This window comes from Fictibacillus phosphorivorans (genome assembly GCF_007673525.1).
Classification (GTDB): domain Bacteria; phylum Bacillota; class Bacilli; order Bacillales; family Fictibacillaceae; genus Fictibacillus; species Fictibacillus phosphorivorans_C.
Window position 1 is genome coordinate 1 of record NZ_VDZU01000007.1, and the last position, 18,375, is coordinate 18,375.

Genomic DNA, 18,375 nt, shown 5'->3' on the forward strand with positions numbered 1-18,375 from the left:
GACGGAATTAATTCTTAATTCCTTACCTATTTCTTTTGTTCAGTTTTCAAAGAACTGTTTGTTAGCCGCTCGTTTTAGCGACTTTATTAGGATAACATCTTTATAAGAAGAAGTCAACCGTTTTTTAAAATTTGTTTCCCGCCTGCAACAATGTTTCATGTGTTGCGGCGACAAGAAATAATATACCACGTATTGTGATTTAAGGTCAATAGCTATTTTGAAATTACTTTAAATAAATGAAAAAAGGTTTAGAAAGCTGATTATCGCTCTCTAAACCTTGGTTTATGAATACTTGTAAATCCCCTAGTTCAAGATGAAGAATTCGATAGCTACTAGGGAAGCTATGCCGGGTAGTCCAGCAATTCCTGAGATCAGAGCGGTAAACGCATTGATCGGAATATGAATGTCATATGAGTTTCCGATGGCATTTAATAAGAAAAGCAATAGTGCACCAATACAAAAGCGTGTAATACCGAATCCGATCCAGCGTATTGGCCGCATTGGAGCACCTACTAGAAGCAGAACAAAGATGATAGTTCCAAGAATAGCGATTACCGTTATTGGCTCCATTCTATATTCCCCCTATACAACATCAAAGTTATTTACTAGTCATTGTATGGGAGTTGTCCAAAAAAAAGACCAGCAGTTATTTTAACTTGCTGGTCGTGACGTTTCTTTTTTTCGCTTCTTTTAATAAGAAGAAGTATTTTGATTCTGCTAGTTGAAGCTTAAAGATAACCTCTTCTGATGGCTCGACACTGCGTTCCACCATCTCTTTTTGGTGCATCCAGTCTATCTTTAGCTCATCAAGACTTTGAAGCAGCTCTTCATCTCCGGATCGCTTCAATCGCCCTTTTCGGGAAAAAAACATGCAAGCAACCCCTTTAGTTAGATTTCTCTTCTTCCTTCAAGCGCTTTGGATAGCGTTACTTCATCCGCATACTCCAAGTCTCCGCCTACAGGTAGGCCATGGGCAATACGAGTAATCTTGATACCCGTTGGTTTTAGAAGTCTTGCGATATACATGGCAGTGGCTTCTCCTTCAATGTTCGGATCAGTAGCCATGATAATTTCTTGAATGCCTTCATCTGTTAGACGCTTCAATAGTTCTGCAACTTTAATATCTTCTGGTCCTACGCCGTCCATTGGTGAGATGGCACCGTGAAGTACATGATAGAGTCCGCGGTATTCTTTCATTTTTTCCATCGCAATAACATCCTTGGAATCGTGGACAACACAGATCGTCGTTCGGTCTCTGCTTGAATCATCGCAGATCATACAAGGATCACGGTCAGTAATATGAAAGCAGTTGGAACAATAGATGAGCTGACGTTTCGCGTTAACGAGTGCTCGTCCAAAATCAAGCACGTCATCTTCTTTCATCTCCAATACGAAAAATGCCAGGCGAACCGCCGTTTTCGGTCCGATGCCCGGCAATTTCATAAAGCTTTCAATCAGTTTTGAGATCGGTTCAGGATAATGCATATCATATTCCTAGAACATTCCAGGAATGTTGAGTCCTTTTGTGAATTTGCCCATGTCTTGTGATACGAGTTCGTCAACTTTCTTAAGTGCATCGTTCGTAGCCGCTAGTACAAGGTCTTGAAGCATATCGATATCATCTGGATCTACCACTTCTTCTTTGATGATAATGTCGATGATCTCTTTGTGACCATTCGCTTTAACAGTAACCATACCGCCGCCAGCTGTACCTTCGATCACTTTATCTTTTAGTTCCTCTTGAGCTTTTGCCATGTCACGCTGCATTTTTTGCATTTGTTTCATCATATTGTTCATGTTGCCTTTCATCATCGTACAATTCCTCCTTTTATTCTTCCTCTTCTTTTATCTCAATTAAATCATCGCCAACTAATTTGATCGCCTCCGCGATGAGAGGGTCTTCTGTTTTTTCTTTTTCTTCAGAAGATGGCTGGCCTTGCTGTTGTTCTTTAATGAAATCAGCTTTTAGTTTCTGCCATTCTGGATCCAATATGGATAGCATGGACAGGTTCTTTCCTATTGTACTATAAACTGCGCTTTCAACATAGCTTCTGTTGTTCTCTTGAGATGCCATCTGACGGTGGATTTCATGCTGAAATGCCAGCAAAAAGATTTGATCTGAGCAAGCTACCGGCTCTGCACCTGAAAGAAGGGCATATGCACTTACTTTTTCAGAACGAATCTTATCTAAGATCTCTCCCCACATCCCTTTAAGCTGAACAAGGTTTGGTTTTTTTGCTTTTTTGAGCATCTCTTTCACTTGCGTTTGTGATGCGCCACCTTGTCCTCTTATCACACGTTTCTCTCTTGGAGCTTCTGCTTCGGTCTGGGAGGATGATCCGTTAGTTGACCAACCGCCTTCTTTCATCTTTTTTAGTTCTTGTTCTAATTGCTCAATTCTTTGCATTAACGGTTCAACAGAAGGATTCCCTGCTTGAGAGGAGATCCCTTCTTGCTTTTGATAACAAATCTTGATGAAGGTTGTCTCTAAGAAAATCTTAGGATGGTTCGTCCATTTCATCTCTTGATGTGCAGCATTTAACTGACCGATGATCGAATAGATGTCTTCTGCATCTGTAGCCTCTGCTAATCGTGCAAAGTCTTCGTCCGTTGAGACCCGTTCTAACAGCTCTTCTAATTGAGGTGCCGTTTTGTATAGAAGCATATCTCTATAATAGTAGATAAGGTCTCCTAAAAAGCGAACAGGATCTTTTCCTTCATGTAAAAGTTCTGTAGATAATGTAAGAGCTTTTGAAACATCTTTTTCTAAAAAGGCTTCTGCCATCTCAGAAAGATGTTTTTGTGAGGCTGAGCCGGTTACCGACAAAACATCTTCCACTCTTACTTTTTCATCACTGTAGGAGATCGCTTGGTCGAGGAGACTTAATGCGTCACGCATTCCGCCTTCTGCTGCTCTGGCTAGCAGTTGAAGGGCTTCTTCATCAACTTCGGTACCGTTAGCGTCGACGATCTGTCTCATTCGACCGATAATAGACTGTGAAGAAATCCGTTTAAAATCAAACCGCTGACATCGGGAAACGATCGTTGCCGGAATCTTATGTGGCTCTGTTGTTGCCAGAATAAAAATAACATGGCTTGGCGGTTCTTCTAATGTTTTTAACAAAGCGTTAAACGCACCAGTTGAAAGCATATGTACTTCATCTATGATATAGACTTTGTACATAACAGAGGACGGCGCAAACTTTACTTTGTCCCTAATATCTCTTATATCATCCACACCTGTATTAGAGGCAGCATCGATCTCTAGTACATCAGATATCGAGCCGTTCGTGATTCCTCTACAAGCGTCACATTCATTACATGGCTCAGATACTGGAGCCCGTTCACAGTTAACAGCTTTGGCAATGATCTTTGCCGCACTTGTTTTACCCGTTCCTCGTGGTCCTGAAAACAGGTAGGCATGGGAAAGCTTGTCCTGCATCAAGGCATTTTGAATTGTTTTTGTAATGTGTTCCTGCCCGACCATATCTTCAAAGCTCTGTGGCCTCCATACGCGGTAGAGCGCTTGATAACTCATCCCTTTGCCTCCTTTATATCCATTCATTCTTTCTATATTATACTGAAACATTACAAAAAACTCACCCCTGAAACAAGGGTGAGTTATTGTTTATATATTAGAATGCCGCGCACCTCTCTTTGGAATAGTCAACCTATGCGTACAAACGCAGTTAGCTCAGTCCAGGTTGCCCCACGGCACACGAAGTGGTCCACTTACTGCTGCTTCCTTCCGGACCTGACAGGGTTCATGGGTCTCCGTTGCGCAGGACCCGGACATCAACACCACTTACGTCCGTCAGACCATACGTTGAACTAGCCGAGGAGAGGAATTCAACCTCGCTACAGCGGATTGCGAGTACAGGGCACCGCTACCTCCCCATCTAGCGCGACAAAGTGTATAACATTGTTAGATGCACAACTAAATGTGCAAGATTTAGTATACTATGTCCTTTTAAAAAAATCAACCGCAGGAGCACTAAAGCTCCTTTCTTCGCTCTTCCTTTTCCTTCCTTTTACGATCACGTAGTTTTTTGAAAAAACTTGAAAGAATTTGACCGCACGCTTCACTCTTTACACCTGCTACAACCTCACATTGGTGGTTAAAGCGTTCTTCTTGTAAAAGATTCATTAACGTTCCCGCACAGCCTCCTTTAGGATCAGCTGCTCCGTACACCACACGGCTTACTCTTGAGAGGACAATCGCACCTGAGCACATCGCACATGGTTCTAGCGTTACGTATAGTGTTGCTCCTTCGAGTCGCCACGCTTCCTTATCTCTACACGCTTGATCAATGGCTAGAAGCTCTGCATGAGCAATCGCTCTTTGTTCGGCTTCACGCAGATTATGGGCTGTTGCGACAATCTCATCCTCTATGACTAAAATAGCCCCAATGGGAACCTCGCCGATATCCGCTGCTTTTTGTGCTTCTTCTAAAGCAAGCCCCATGTAAAATTCATCTTTTTCTAAGATCTCCATCATTTTCGCTCCAAAGTTTTAGTTGTAAGAGATTATACAAGAGGTTTTGCTAATAATAAAGAAAGGAATGGTTGTATAGATCAAATTCATTACTTCCTTTATATAGATAAGAATGACTTTTTATTAAATATGCTTAAACGAAAAGAGAGGATTCGTTATGGAAAAACAACATCAACACGAGAACAATAAAATACCTGTCGCTCTGCTTATTATTGACGTGATCAACGACTTTAATTTTCCTGAGGCGCCACTTTTGTTAAAAACGTCTGCACCGATAGCCGATAAGATTCTGGAATTAAAAAAACGAGCAAAAAAAGAAAACATTCCGGTTATATATGTGAACGATAACTTCGGACAATGGCAGTCAGATAAACATAAGCTTGTTGATTATTGCTCCACACAATCCGGTGGTAAATTCGTAAAAAAATTGCAGCCTGACGATGATGATTTCTTTGTCGTGAAACCTAAACATTCCGGATTTTTCTCGACACCATTATCAACTTTATTAAATGAGCTCGGAATACAAACTTTAATATTATGCGGTGTGGCGGGTAACATCTGTGTCCTCTTTACAGCAAACGATGCTTACATGAGAGGTTATACACTTTATGCACCTGCTGATTGTTCCGCTTCTAATATAGAGGAAGATAACGAAAGAGCCTTAATATTAATGGAAAAGACATTGAATGCCGATATCAGCAAGAGCGAAGACTTAGATTTAAAAGCGATCATCGATCAGGCAAATGAAAACAAACATAAAACGATGTACTAAATAGCATATTTACCATTAACTTTTTACCGATAATCTCACCACCTTTTCCAAACGTATGCTACAATATTCTTTGTCTGTAATTTTTCGTTTGTTATTTATAAGGGAGGAAAAGGAAGATGAGTTCAACCCCCTTTATCGCAGTTGAAGGGCCGATTGGCGTAGGGAAAACATCGCTCGCAAAAGCTATTGCCGAGCACTATAACTTTCAATTATTGAAAGAGATTGTAGAGGAGAATCCTTTTCTCGGAAAATTTTACGACAACATCGATGAGTGGAGTTTTCAAACCGAGATGTTCTTTCTTTGCAACAGGTATAAACAGCTTGAAGAGATTCAAGGACAGTATTTATCTAAACAGATACCTGTCGTTTCTGATTATCATATCTTTAAGAACCGTATTTTTGCAGGTCGAACGCTAAAAGACGGAAATCTTCATAAATACATGCAGTGTTTTGATATCCTTACTGAGGATATGCCTGTACCGAACGTAATCATCTATTTAAACGCTAGCCTCGATACGTTGCTGGACCGCGTGCGTAAGCGTGGACGTTTTATCGAGCAAAATATGGAGCCTGCGTACTTAGAACAGTTAGCTGAAGATTACGAGACGTTCATGACTGCCTTTAAAAAGCAGCACCCAGAGATTCCTGTGCTCTCGTTTAACGGAGATGACTTAGATTTTGTTGCGTATGAAGCGGATAAAGAGAAAATCTTTTCCTTAATCGATGCAACTCTGAAAAAAGGAGAAGTTGCTCGATGAGTAAACTCATACAATACGGAATCCCAAATGATGCTGTCATTACAGTGGCCGGTATGGTAGGTGCGGGTAAATCTACATTTACGAATGCACTTGCAGAAAAATTAAAGTTTCGTACATCCATGGAAAAAGTGGATAACAACCCATACTTAGAAAACTTTTATCATGATTTTAAGCGTTGGAGCTTCCACCTGCAGATTTTCTTTTTAGCAGAACGCTTCAAAGAGCAAAAAAGAATGTTCGACTATGGCGGCGGATTTGTGCAAGACCGTTCGATCTATGAAGACACAGGTATATTTGCTCGCATGCACTTTGATAAAGGCAACATGTCTGATGTAGATTACGAAACGTATACTCACCTGTTTGAAGCGATGGTCATGACACCATACTTCCCGCAGCCTGATTGCTTGATATACTTAGAAGGCTCTCTTGATGATATCTTAGCTCGTATCCAAAAACGCGGACGTAAGATGGAGCAAGAAACACCGGTTTCATATTGGGAAGAGATGTACGACCGCTATGAAAAGTGGATCGCTTCTTTTAATTCATGTCCTGTGCTTCGTGTGAACATCAATGATTACGATCTTCGCGATAATCCAGAGTCCATCGATCATATCGTAGAAAAGATTGCACAAAAGATTGAAGCGAAACGAGAAGTTCGCTTATAAACATAGAAAACCCCGGTTCTCATTCTTATGAGCTCCGGGGTTTTGTTATTTATTTCTTCATCCATTCTGGTTTTCCAAAGCCTTCGAACTCCTTATCGATCACTTCTTCAAACTCTTTCGATTCCACTACCTTCTTAATATCTTTTGCAAATGCAGAATCAACATCCTTCGTGTTCACCACAACACGGTTACGGTACGTGTCCGGCATGTTCTCTAATTGAATCGCATCCAATAAGTCCATCTTTGCTGCGAGTGCAAAGTTACCAGGTACAGCTGCAACATCTGCACTTTGTACAGCACGTGGAAGCTGCGCCGCTTCTAATGGTTTGAACACAAGTTTCTTAGGGTTATCCTGAACATCTTTTTCAGAAGCTGTTAGTTCGTTGATTCCCTCTTTAATAGTGATCAGTTTTGCATCTTCAAGCATGAGCAACGTACGCGCTAAGTTAACCGGGTCGTTCGGAATAGCGACCGTGCTTCCTTCTTTTATATCTTTAACCGATTTGAATTTCTCAGAATAGAGACCCATCGGTGCTGTTGGAACGATGATGACTTCTGACAGCTTTAAGTTCTTTTCTTTTGCAAAATTCTCCATGTACACTTTGTGCTGAAAAAGGTTCGCATCTAGATCGCCTTTTGATAGTGCCATGTTTGGTTGAATATAGTCGCTGAATTCAATGACTTTTACTTTATATCCTTTTTTCTCAAGTGAGGGCTTGATCGCTTTGTTGACCATGTCTGTGTATGGTCCTGCTGTTGCGCCGAGGGTTACTTCTTTATCTTTTGATGCATTTGATGAAGATGAGCATCCTGCTAAGCCGAAAGCGAGCAGAGCTGTTAGTAGTGTAAGTAAGATTTTTTTCATGTTGGATCCCCTTTTAAAATCGTTTTTGCAAATACTAGATGCAATTGTGGAAATCGTTGATTTCCGTTCCAGATGCTCCCTTTCCGGGGGGCGTGCGGTGAGCCTCCCTAGCGCTTTGCGCTGGCGGGGTCTCACCTGTCACGCTGATCCCCCAGGAGTCTCGCATCTTGCACTCCAATCAACTTGCCAATGATGTCTTTTAAACCTAAACCTTTAAAGATGAATCTTTTCTCGTCTTACCTTTAGAAAAAAATTATCTTTTATTTACTGCCTTTGCTGCACCGTCTCCGATTACTTGCATGAGCTGGACGATTACGATTAGTAGTATGACGGTTGTTAGCATGATCGTGTTGTCGTAGCGATAGTAACCGAAGCGGATGGCGAAGTCTCCGATTCCTCCGCCGCCGACGATGCCGGCCATGGCTGAATAACCTAGCAAGCTGATAGCTGTGACTGTTATCGCTTGAACGATTCCTGGCTTCGCTTCTGGTAGAAGCACTTCACGGATGATCATCCATGGCGTAGCGCCTACTGCAACGGCCGCTTCAATCACGCCTTTATCGATCTCTCGTAATGACGTTTCAACGAGCCTTGCAAAGAATGGTATGGCTGCGACAGACAGTGAGACAGATGCTGCTGTTGGTCCGATCGTCGTTCCTGTGATCAGCTGAGTTAACGGTAATAAAGCGACTAATAGAATGATGAATGGCACAGAGCGGATCAAGTTCACAAGAATGCCCGCTATCTGTTTGATCCACGCATTCTCAAATAATAATCCTTTGTCCGTTACAAATAGGATGATTCCAAGCGGCAAGCCGACCACTAATGATACACCGAGTGATATAGCGACCATATATAGCGTTTCAAAGAATGCCTTATTCAGGTCTGGAAGGATGTTTAAAATAGAATCAAGCAACTTGTTTCACCACCTCAAGATTTTCTATCCGACTCTCAATATACGAGATCGCTCGCTTCACTTCAGCTTCTTCACCGACAAGTTCCATGATGAAGATACCAAGCGGCGTGTCTTGAATATATTCGATCTTACCGTGAAGGATATTCCCTTTTACACGGAAGTTTTGGAAAAGCTCAGAAACTACAGCTTCTTCTGCAATGGCTCCTTTGAACTGAATCTTGATCACTGTTCCTTTTCTGTTCTTTAGAAGAGGTTCTGGTAGATCCATCTGGATAACAGAGCTGATGAACGTTTTTGTGAGCTCTTTTTCTGGATTAGCAAAAATGTTATACACATCACCAGACTCGATGATTTCTCCATCCTGCATGATAGCCATTCGGTGGCAGATTTCTTTTACCACTTCCATCTCATGCGTGATCAGCACGATCGTAATGCCTAACTTTTTATTGATGGACTTCAGTAAAGAAAGGATCGATTTCGTTGTATTCGGATCAAGAGCTGAAGTAGCTTCATCACAAAGTAATACCTTCGGATCGTTAGCCAGAGCTCTCGCAATACCAACACGCTGTTTCTGACCACCACTCAGCTGAGAAGGGTACTGATCTTTTTGATTCTCTAATCCCACCAGTTTCAACAACTCGTTTGTTTTACTGGTGATTTCTTCTTTCGTTTTTCCAGCTGCTTTTAAAGCGAAGGCAATGTTCTCAAAAACGGTCTTTGCACTGATCAAATAAAAATGCTGAAAGATCATACCGATCTTCAGGCGCTCCTCACGCAACTCCTTTTTTCCTAGCTTGGTGATTGAGATGCCATCGATCTTGATTTCCCCTGATGTTGGTTTTTCTAATAAGTTGAGACAGCGTAACAACGAGCTCTTTCCAGCCCCGCTATATCCTACAATGCCAAAGATCTCACCTTTTTCAATCGTCAGTGATACATTTTTTACCCCGACGATCTCTTTGCCCTTTACTTTATATAGTTTAGTAACGTCATTGATCTCGATCATATGTCCTCCCCCTTACAATATAAAAAAGCCCTCTTCATTCCATGGAAGAGGGCGAATAAGTAAACATCGACTTATCTTCCAGAATGAATCATCATTCTGCAGGAAGTAGCACCGTTCCATTATGGAGGTTGCCGGACGTCATAGGGCCTGATCCCTCGGTCTCTCTGAATAAGTATTGCATTATTGAATTAAGTTATAGTTGTCATCATACGCTCTGTCTAAAAGTTCTGTCAATACTCAATTTTATCACTTTAAAGTGTTAGCGCTTACATCATTGAGTGTAAAGGTTTAAAATTTTTATGGGTTTTCTCCGAGATTTTGAATGGGGACGATTTGCGATTGAGATGCTCTCATTAGTAAGTGCAAAAAAACACAACAAAAAACCTCATCCGAGAAACTCAGATGAGGTTGAATATGTATATGGAGGAGGTAGAGGGATTCGAACCCCCGCGGGTCGTTAAACCCCTGTCGGTTTTCAAGACCGATCCCTTCAGCCGGACTTGGGTATACCTCCGTGTGACTGACAAGAACTATAATAACATGCAAATAAATAAAGTGTCAACGGTTTTTAAAAACTTTTTTTGTTTTTTTATTTAGCTTTTTTGGAGGTATGATTTTACGGTACGTGTTCTTATATTCATTACACGTTCACCGCTAAAACCGTGCTTACCACCTGAGACCTAAAGACTTTCACCTGTAGATCCTACTTTATCACCGGTAATCGCCATCTTACCACCTGAAATCTTCTTCCCACCACCGATAATAATACTTTTGCACCCCGTAAACATAACAAAAGCTGACTCTACAGGCCCCTCTGGATACCTTTTCTGAGTCAGCTTCTTCATTTGTTTACTTGATTACTTCTTTATTCCCCATATAAGGACGAAGAACTTCAGGAATGACAACAGTTCCGTCTTCTTGTTGATAGTTCTCTAAGATTGCGGCTACTGTACGACCGATCGCAAGGCCTGATCCATTTAGCGTATGAACGAATTCCGGCTTCCCTTTCGCATCACGGCGGAAACGAATTTGAGCACGGCGCGCTTGGAAATCTTCAAAGTTAGAGCAAGAAGAAATCTCGCGGTACTCACCATAGCTTGGAAGGTATACTTCGATATCATATTTCTTAGCTGCTGTGAAGCCTAGATCAGCCGTACACATGCTCAGCACGCGATATGGAAGATTAAGCAACTGAAGTACTTTTTCAGCGTGTCCTGTAAGCTTCTCGAGCTCCTCATAAGAATCCTCAGGTTTAACGAAGCGAACAAGCTCTACTTTATTGAACTGATGCTGACGGATCAAACCTCGCGTGTCGCGTCCTGCAGATCCCGCTTCAGAACGGAAACAAGCGCTATAGGCTGCATACGTGATCGGAAGGTCTTCAGCAGTTAGAATCTCTTCTCGGTGCATGTTCGTTACAGGAACCTCAGAAGTTGGAATCAAGAAATAGTCTTCTTCGCGAATTTTGAACGCATCTTCTTCAAACTTTGGAAGCTGACCAGTACCTGTCATGCTTTGACGGTTAACCATGTATGGAGGCAGTACTTCAGTATAGCCATGCTCGTCTTCGTGTAGATCCATCATAAAGTTGATAAGAGCACGCTCTAGACGAGCTCCTAGACCTTTATAAAAAGCAAAACGGCTGCCTGTTACTTTTGCTCCACGTTCAAAATCAACGATGTTTAGTTCAGTCGCTATATCCCAGTGAGGTTTTGCTTCAAAAGCAAACTCAGGAACATCTCCCCAGTGACGTACAGGTACGTTATCATCCTCATTCTCACCTACAGGAACACTTTCATGCGGTATGTTAGGCAACGTCAGCATGATAGCATGAAGATCTTCTTCGACTTGGCGAAGCTCATCATCCATCGTTTTAATCTTATCGCCTACTTCGCGCATCTCTGTGATGAGGTGGTCAGCGTCTTTTTTCTCACGCTTGAACTCTGCTACTTGTTTAGATACTTCATTACGCTTAGATTTTAGTGCTTCCGTTTCACCGATTAACTCGCGGCGGCGCTGATCTAATGCTTCGAACTGATCTAATCCTGAGAGATCTTCTCCACGTGCAGATAACTTTTCTTTTACTTCTTCAAAATTGGCACGAACAAATTTTAAATCTAACATGTTTATGTCCTCCTTTAGTTTATAAAAAATCACGGTTTGCTTTTGCTTTGCAGTTATTGAAAGTAGTTGACTACGTTTTTAGGTCGCTCGCTTTCCGCGGGGTGTGCGGTGAGCCTCCTAGCGCTATGCGTTTTAGGAGGCTCACCTGCTCACTCATCCCGCAGGAGTCTCGCACCTTACACTTCGTTCAACCTTCCAAAGAAGTTAAGTTCAATCATGCCTTAGATGTCACATGAGAAAACAAAAAACTCCCGCCCGCTATCTCTAATAAAAATTAGAAATAGGGACGAGAGTTAACCCGCGTTGCCACCCTAATTGCAATAGAATTTCTATTGCCGGCTCGATTACATGTAACGGTTCTTGACCGGAAAAGCTTACTGAACGTTCAGCTCTTCACTCGAGGATGGATTCACAAAACACTTTGATCGGTTTTCACCAGCCACCGACTCTCTAAACAAAGTAATTTTTGCTACTAGTTCCTGTCATTGATTTTTTATAATGATTTTATAGTAATGTACAGCATTTTTGTATTTTATGCAACTACTTCTTTAGCCGATTGTACCATTTTTACAAAATATTGATGAAGTCTGTAGTCGTCTGTTAGCTCTGGATGGAAAGCTGCACAGAGGAAATGTCCTTGTTTAGCCGCTACGATTCGATCGTTATGCTTCGATAGAATCTCTACTTCCGGGCCAACTTCAACGATAAATGGTGCTCGGATAAATACGCCCGTATAATCTTCCCCTACACCATGTATCATGAGATCTGCTTCAAAACTGTCCACCTGACGCCCGAACGCATTACGCTCAACCGTCATATCGATCAGTTCAAGGTGTGCTGAATCTTGTCCTTGGATGCGTTTAGCCATCAAGATCAATCCTGCACATGTGCCGAAAACTGGTTTGTTTTGAGCAAACTTCTTTAAAGGTTCTAGGAAATGATATTTATCGATCAATCGTCTCATCGCTGTACTTTCGCCGCCTGGCATCACTAACCCGTCTAGGTTTGCAAGTTCATCTACACGCTTTACCGCTACAGCTTCTGCTCCGCTTGCTTCAATCGCTGCTACATGCTCGCGTACCGCACCTTGTAAGGCTAATACTCCGATTTTTAGCATTGATTTACCAGCCTCGCTCCTGCATACGCTCACCGTGAGCTAGCGTTGAGATATCGATCCCTTTCATAGCCGTTCCGAGACCTTTAGAAAGTTCAGCGATTAGTTTGTAGTCTTGGTAGTGCGTTGTAGCTTCAACGATCGCACGAGCAAACTTTTCTGGGTTTTCTGACTTGAAGATTCCTGATCCAACAAATACACCGTCAGCGCCAAGTTCCATCATGAGTGCTGCATCTGCTGGTGTTGCGATTCCGCCAGCTGCAAAATTAACGACAGGTAGCTTGCCCGCTTTTTTGATTTGAAGAAGGACTTCGAAAGGTGCACCTAAGTTCTTAGCTTCTGTCATGAGCTCGTCTTCACTCATAGCAACTACTTTACGAATCTGACCTTGAATCATTCTCATGTGGCGTACCGCTTCAACGATGTTACCTGTTCCAGGCTCACCCTTTGTACGAAGCATGGATGCACCCTCAGCGATACGGCGTGACGCTTCACCAAGATCACGTGCTCCACATACGAAAGGTACTGTGTAATCGCTCTTCAATAAGTGGAAAACTTCATCCGCTGGAGTTAGAACTTCACTCTCATCGATATAGTCAACACCCATTGCTTCAAGAACACGTGCTTCAACGATATGACCGATACGCGCTTTCGCCATTACGGGAATAGAAACAGCATTCAAAACTTCTTCTGTGATTGTAGGATCAGCCATACGCGCTACTCCGCCTGCAGCACGAATATCTGAAGGAACACGCTCAAGTGCCATTACGGCTACTGCTCCTGCAGCTTCCGCAATACGAGCTTGTTCTGCGTTTACAACGTCCATGATGACGCCGCCTTTTTGCATTTCTGCCATTCCTCTTTTTACACGTTCAGTACCTGTTTTTAACATGCTTACTACCCCCTGAATTATATGTGTTATAACAACAATTTTCGGTTGTTTTAAGATAAAACTAGTATTCTCATCTATTTTATCGCAAATCAAAAAAAGCGCAACTCTCTATATTTTCAGAAAAAAAGAAGCCCCTCAGCAAATGCTAAAGAACTTCTAGAATCGTATAAAATTAAAACCAGCCTTTAACCATGTCAACGGCACCAGACCAAAGTCCGCCAAAGAATCCGCCAACACCGCGTAACGCAAGAACGAACCAGTTCGCTTTTTCAACAGATTGAGTCGTTACTACTTCTGTCTTGCCTTTTGTTTCACCATCGATTAGGTAGCCGTAGTCTTCACTGCTGCCTGTATACTCAACATTGATATGACCGACAACTTCACCTTTTTTAACAGGTGCTGTCAGTTCGCCATCTTTTGTCATCTTCTTCTTATCCATAACAAATTTAGGCTTATAGTTTTCTTTCTCTCCTCTTTTGATCACCATAGAAAGAGGTTCTTTTGTAGCAACTTTAACTTCTTTTTCCTTACCTTTTACGACAGGTACTGTTTTGTTGCTCTTTACTTGATAGTTATCCGGTAAGATCTGCTCTTTTTCAAAGTTTGCAAATCCAAAATCAAATAGTTTCTTCGTTTCTTTAAAACGATCCAAGCGAGTTCCTGTTTTCATAACAACTGAAATAAGACGAGTATCTCCTTTTTTCACTGTACCTGTAAAACAGTTACCTGCGATATCTGTAGATCCTGTTTTTAATCCGTCTACTCCCTCATAGCCACTATTGAGCTCAGGAAGCATCCAGTTCCAGTTCTCCATCTGAATTTCGTCATCCGTGCCCGCGCGGAATTTCAAACGTGGAACACTTGCTGTTTCTAATACTTCTGGATGATCTTTAAGTAAGTTGTAAGCTAGAATAGCAGTAGCACGAGGACTCATCATGTTCTCGTCTGTTTCACTGCCTGAATTATGGTTGCCAAAAAGGTCTTTATTATTAAGGCCCGAAGAGTTCACGAAGTTGAAATCTTTCATCCCTAGTTCTTTAGCCTTGGCATTCATCTTTTTAACGAACTCACCTTCAGAGCCCGCGATTAGTTCTGATAATGCGATCGTTGCTCCATTAGCAGAGTAGATCGCCATCGCTTGGTATAACTCACGAACTGTATATTTTTCATCTACACGCAATGGTACGTTTGATAATGTTCGGTTTTGAGAAATCTTATGGGCATATTCAGAAATACTTGTTTTCTGATCCCAAGATATCTTTTTCTTGTCAATGGCTTCTAGTAATAGGTATTCGGTCATCATCTTACTCATACTTGCAGGAGCGAGTAACTTATCAGCATTTTTCTGATATAATATTTTCCCCGTTTCTGCATCCACAAGTATAGCCCCTTCAGCTGCTACATCTAAAGACGGTGCCGCACTTGCTGACTTTGAAAATCCTAATAAACTCGTCGTAAAAAATGAAAAAATCAGTGTCACCACTAAAAGTTGTTTTATCTTGCTGTTCAAAAAACTGCACCTCCAAACCCATTTACACACAAAAGTTATTGTACCATACACATTTTCAAAAAAATAGACAGAGGTTATACCTCTGTCCTAAAAATGTGTCTTTAGACTGAATAATTTGGTGCTTCTTTAGTAATTTGAACTTGGTGCGGATGACTCTCGCGAAGTCCAGCACCCGTAATTTTTACAAAACGGGAATCATTTTGAAGCTCATCGATCGTTGCTGTTCCACAATACCCCATACCTGAACGGATACCGCCAACTAACTGATAGATCGTATCAGCCAATGGTCCTTTATAAGGTAAGCGTCCTTCGATACCTTCTGGAACAAGCTTCTTATTATTTTCCTGGAAATAGCGGTCGCTGCTACCTCGCTCCATCGCTCCGACAGAACCCATGCCGCGATACACTTTAAATTGACGTCCTTGGAAGATTTCACGCTCTCCTGGACTCTCAGACACACCAGCAAGCATACTGCCCAGCATAACAGCATGTCCGCCTGCTGCGATCGCTTTAACGATATCTCCAGAGTATTTGATACCACCATCTGCAATGATCGGTACACCATACTTCTTCGCTTCTGTTGCACAATCATAAACGGCAGTTACTTGTGGTACTCCCACACCAGCAACAACACGTGTCGTACAGATCGAACCAGGTCCGATTCCTACTTTTACAACACTCGCTCCTGCTTCGATCAGATCACGAGTCGCCTCTGCAGTAGCAACGTTTCCTGCAATGATTGTTAATTTAGGATAAGCATCTCTTACTTCACGAACTTTTTGAAGAACTCCTTCAGAATGTCCATGAGCCGTATCAATAACAATTGCATCCACACCTGCTTGTACTAACTTCTCAACGCGAAGTAGTGCGTCCTTCGTAACACCTACTGCTGCTCCTACTAACAAACGTCCTTGTGAGTCTTTTGCAGAGTTCGGGAACTCAATTACTTTTTCGATATCTTTAATAGTGATCAAGCCTTGTAGCGTACCTTCATCATCTACGAGTGGAAGCTTTTCGATCTTATATTGCTGAAGCGTTTTTTCAGCTTCTTTTAACGTAGTACCAACTGGTGCAGTCACTAAGTTTTCTTTTGTCATCACATCTGAGATCTTAATGGAGTAATCCTGAACAAAACGCAAATCACGGTTCGTTAAGATACCTACTAATTTTTTGTCTGCATCTACGATCGGTACACCGCTGATACGATATTTACCCATCAAATGCTCAGCGTCAAAAACTTGATGCTCAGGTGTCAGGTAGAACGGGTCTGTGATTACGCCACTTTCAGAACGTTTAACACGGTCGATCTGTTCTGCTTGTTCTTCAATAGACATGTTCTTGTGTACAATTCCTAAACCGCCTTGTCTAGCCATAGCGATCGCCATGTTTGCTTCTGTTACTGTATCCATACCAGCACTGATAATCGGAATGTTCAATTGCACCGTATCAGATAACCTCGTTTTAATCGAAACATCACCAGGCAGAACTGACGATTTCGCTGGAATTAATAACACATCATCAAAGGTTAAACCTTCTTTTGCAAACTTATCTTGCCACATACCTTAACCACCCCTTCAAATTTATCTTCCTGAAAAATATTATTTGTAGATTATCAACTGGGTACACTAGTGTCAAGGAATACAAAATATGTTCGATTTTTCAAATAATTTAAGAAGAGAGGAATGACGAAGAAATGATGACACAACATGACACTTGGGCTTTATTCGATATGTTCTTTTCCTCTCAAAAATCGCAGCAATTCTTGAGTAAACAATATCTTCAACTAAACATAGATGACAGCAACGGCAAAAGCTTTGATAATACATATGGGTTTATTTACTATATCGAGCATGGAAAGAAATATTATAATCTCGCCGATCAAGCCCCTGTTGAGCTAAAGCCTGTACTTCTGTTTTATGGCATGACTCAGCTTATGAAAGCATGCATACTCTGCAGCGATCCAGACTATCCCGATTCAAGTGCCGTTCTTGCACACGGGCTCTCTACAAGAAAAAGAAAGAAAAGAAGCTATGAGTTTCTATATGATGAAGTGAAAGTACAACGAACAGGTCTGTTCAATCATTTTTGTGAAAAAGTGTTTCACATGAAACATATTGAGGGAGAAAAATTTACGATGGTGTCTCTTCTTCAAACTGTGCCAGAGTTAAGTTCATTGTTTAAGCAAATGAACGGTGATGTTCACCTTGTGAAGATGTATAAGGAAAATGAGTCAACATTCTATCTTCCCAAAAATGTTAACGATCACCTACATATGTCATTAGAACGATTTAGTGAATATATGAACAGCTTGTTTCCGTCAAAGTTTTCTTTAAAATTGGGTGGAAGTAGTGATAGGATGCAGCTTGTTTTTGGGGAGAATGAACCGTTACGGCCTTTTGATTGCTTTCCGTTATCGTATCATCATCAAGAAAACACGTACTACTTGCCTGTAAACCGTGAACTTCTGCAATCTCCTACGCTTAATGAATTTATGGTTCATTATGTGATCCTTTACAACTTGAGTATGTTGAGTAGATACGATACGGAATGGTGGAGCGAGCTATTTCATACGTATACTTCTGAAGAATTACCCTATATACAGCAGTTTCTAAACATTACAGCTAAAAAGATTCCGTACCTTTTTGGTATGATGCTGCAGATGAGGAATTGAGGGTTGGTTTGTTGGTTATAGTGCTGTGTTTGAGCGAGTGTAAAGGTCGTGTCGAAAATCGGATAAAGATTTTTATCTGCGGATATATGATGGAGTTTTACGGATATATTCAGGGTTACCTCGTATAAACAGAAGATTACGTCGTAATTGTGTGGGGTTGTGTTGATGGGGAAAGCTGAGTTGTAGTAAAGCAGCTGCTAGTACTGCTTTTGAATGGGATTTTTGGAGCTTTGCTGAAGAATATCGCGTGTTGGAAGATGACTGTGGGCGTCTTCTTCCTATTTTGAGATGTGTAGGAGGGTTTCGCGGTTGAAACTGATCTTCAAAACATACGGAGTGGGGTATCTCTGTGCTCTAATTAAGTCTGAATGCACAAAATTAAGTCAAAATGAGAGTAAATTAAGTCGAAACGAACCTCAATTAAGTCGAAAATCAAAAATAAAGGCCGTTCGCTAAATCTCGACATGTACTCCCTACCCGATCTAAGCTCTATACCCCGCCATAATAGAAAGTTTGGCAGCCGTCAAACCACCTTATTTCTTTTTTAAAACACAAAAAAAGAAGATGGATTCTCATCCATCTTCCTC

General features: G+C 41.5%; 19 protein-coding genes, 1 tRNA gene, 1 other RNA gene, 1 riboswitch and 1 other annotated feature. Of the genes, 4 read left to right on the plus strand and 17 right to left on the minus strand.

Going from position 1 to position 18,375, the window contains the following annotated elements; genetic code table 11:
- Positions 1-303 precede the first annotated feature (303 nt).
- From FS458_RS20320 to tadA, 7 genes are all read right to left on the minus strand, one after another.
- The gene (locus tag FS458_RS20320) at positions 304-570 is read right to left on the minus strand and encodes a pro-sigmaK processing inhibitor BofA family protein (protein WP_066390460.1); all 267 of its coding nucleotides are present in this window, start codon (positions 568-570) and stop codon (positions 304-306) included.
- A 76-nt stretch (positions 571-646) separates the two neighbouring features.
- On the minus strand, positions 647-871 hold the full coding sequence (locus FS458_RS20325; RefSeq protein WP_066390458.1) for a YaaL family protein: 225 nt from the start codon (positions 869-871) through the stop codon (positions 647-649).
- A 17-nt stretch (positions 872-888) separates the two neighbouring features.
- The gene (recR, locus tag FS458_RS20330; RefSeq protein WP_066242586.1) at positions 889-1,485 is read right to left on the minus strand and encodes a recombination mediator RecR; all 597 of its coding nucleotides are present in this window, start codon (positions 1,483-1,485) and stop codon (positions 889-891) included.
- A 9-nt stretch (positions 1,486-1,494) separates the two neighbouring features.
- On the minus strand, positions 1,495-1,812 hold the full coding sequence (locus tag FS458_RS20335) for a YbaB/EbfC family nucleoid-associated protein (protein ID WP_370630164.1): 318 nt from the start codon (positions 1,810-1,812) through the stop codon (positions 1,495-1,497).
- A 16-nt stretch (positions 1,813-1,828) separates the two neighbouring features.
- Positions 1,829-3,538 carry a DNA polymerase III subunit gamma/tau gene (dnaX, locus tag FS458_RS20340; RefSeq protein WP_144705047.1) on the minus strand — a complete coding sequence of 570 codons (1,710 nt, stop codon included), beginning with the start codon at positions 3,536-3,538 and terminating at the stop codon, positions 1,829-1,831.
- A 105-nt stretch (positions 3,539-3,643) separates the two neighbouring features.
- An RNA gene (gene ffs, locus FS458_RS20345) (signal recognition particle sRNA large type) lies at positions 3,644-3,908 on the minus strand.
- An 86-nt stretch (positions 3,909-3,994) separates the two neighbouring features.
- A complete protein-coding gene (gene tadA / locus FS458_RS20350) occupies positions 3,995-4,498 on the minus strand; it encodes a tRNA adenosine(34) deaminase TadA (RefSeq protein ID WP_231607596.1) in 504 nt (167 codons plus the stop codon).
- Positions 4,499-4,652: 154 nt separating this feature from the next.
- Between tadA and FS458_RS20355 the strand changes: the two genes are divergently transcribed.
- The 3 genes from FS458_RS20355 (at position 4,653) to FS458_RS20365 (ending at position 6,690) form a co-directional block, all read left to right on the plus strand.
- Positions 4,653-5,267 carry an isochorismatase family cysteine hydrolase gene (locus FS458_RS20355; protein ID WP_144705050.1) on the plus strand — a complete coding sequence of 205 codons (615 nt, stop codon included), beginning with the start codon at positions 4,653-4,655 and terminating at the stop codon, positions 5,265-5,267.
- A 116-nt stretch (positions 5,268-5,383) separates the two neighbouring features.
- Positions 5,384-6,025 (plus strand): deoxynucleoside kinase, encoded by a 642-nt coding sequence (locus FS458_RS20360; RefSeq protein ID WP_066390445.1) that lies wholly within the window; start codon positions 5,384-5,386, stop codon positions 6,023-6,025.
- Complete coding sequence (locus FS458_RS20365; protein WP_066390443.1) at positions 6,022-6,690, plus strand: deoxynucleoside kinase; 669 nt, start codon at positions 6,022-6,024, stop codon at positions 6,688-6,690. Before FS458_RS20360 ends, FS458_RS20365 begins: the two co-directional genes overlap by 4 nt.
- A 49-nt stretch (positions 6,691-6,739) precedes the next feature.
- Here FS458_RS20365 and FS458_RS20370 read toward each other — a convergent pair whose 3' ends face one another.
- From FS458_RS20370 to guaB, 10 genes are all read right to left on the minus strand, one after another.
- On the minus strand, positions 6,740-7,555 hold the full coding sequence (locus FS458_RS20370) for a MetQ/NlpA family ABC transporter substrate-binding protein (protein ID WP_144705081.1): 816 nt from the start codon (positions 7,553-7,555) through the stop codon (positions 6,740-6,742).
- A gap of 253 nt (positions 7,556-7,808) precedes the next feature.
- Positions 7,809-8,471, minus strand: coding sequence for a methionine ABC transporter permease (locus FS458_RS20375; RefSeq protein ID WP_225219028.1), 663 nt, complete (start codon positions 8,469-8,471; stop codon positions 7,809-7,811).
- The gene (locus FS458_RS20380) at positions 8,464-9,477 is read right to left on the minus strand and encodes a methionine ABC transporter ATP-binding protein (RefSeq protein ID WP_144705084.1); all 1,014 of its coding nucleotides are present in this window, start codon (positions 9,475-9,477) and stop codon (positions 8,464-8,466) included. The genes FS458_RS20375 and FS458_RS20380 overlap by 8 nt, the downstream gene beginning before the upstream one ends.
- A 68-nt stretch (positions 9,478-9,545) precedes the next feature.
- Positions 9,546-9,652: riboswitch (SAM riboswitch) on the minus strand.
- A 246-nt stretch (positions 9,653-9,898) separates the two neighbouring features.
- Positions 9,899-9,991 (minus strand) — tRNA-Ser (locus FS458_RS20385).
- 166 nt (positions 9,992-10,157) lie between these two features.
- Positions 10,158-10,322, minus strand: a complete 165-nt coding sequence (locus FS458_RS20880) for a hypothetical protein (RefSeq protein WP_186320671.1) — start codon at positions 10,320-10,322, stop codon at positions 10,158-10,160.
- Between the two features lie 4 nt (positions 10,323-10,326).
- On the minus strand, positions 10,327-11,601 hold the full coding sequence (serS, locus tag FS458_RS20390) for a serine--tRNA ligase (protein WP_144705087.1): 1,275 nt from the start codon (positions 11,599-11,601) through the stop codon (positions 10,327-10,329).
- Between the two features lie 279 nt (positions 11,602-11,880).
- Positions 11,881-12,096, minus strand: a binding site (T-box leader).
- Positions 12,097-12,133: 37 nt separating this feature from the next.
- On the minus strand, positions 12,134-12,718 hold the full coding sequence (gene pdxT, locus FS458_RS20395) for a pyridoxal 5'-phosphate synthase glutaminase subunit PdxT (RefSeq protein ID WP_144705089.1): 585 nt from the start codon (positions 12,716-12,718) through the stop codon (positions 12,134-12,136).
- Positions 12,719-12,722: 4 nt separating this feature from the next.
- Entirely contained in the window at positions 12,723-13,607 is an 885-nt protein-coding gene (gene pdxS / locus FS458_RS20400) for a pyridoxal 5'-phosphate synthase lyase subunit PdxS (protein WP_066390422.1), read from the minus strand.
- 172 nt (positions 13,608-13,779) lie between these two features.
- Positions 13,780-15,090, minus strand: coding sequence for a D-alanyl-D-alanine carboxypeptidase family protein (locus FS458_RS20405; protein ID WP_313957547.1), 1,311 nt, complete (start codon positions 15,088-15,090; stop codon positions 13,780-13,782).
- Positions 15,091-15,218: 128 nt separating this feature from the next.
- Complete coding sequence (gene guaB / locus FS458_RS20410) at positions 15,219-16,676, minus strand: IMP dehydrogenase (RefSeq protein WP_066390420.1); 1,458 nt, start codon at positions 16,674-16,676, stop codon at positions 15,219-15,221.
- A gap of 134 nt (positions 16,677-16,810) precedes the next feature.
- On the opposite strand from guaB, the gene FS458_RS20415 reads away from it, so the two are divergent.
- On the plus strand, positions 16,811-17,788 hold the full coding sequence (locus FS458_RS20415) for a YaaC family protein (RefSeq protein WP_144705095.1): 978 nt from the start codon (positions 16,811-16,813) through the stop codon (positions 17,786-17,788).
- The last annotated feature ends 587 nt before the right edge of the window (positions 17,789-18,375 follow it).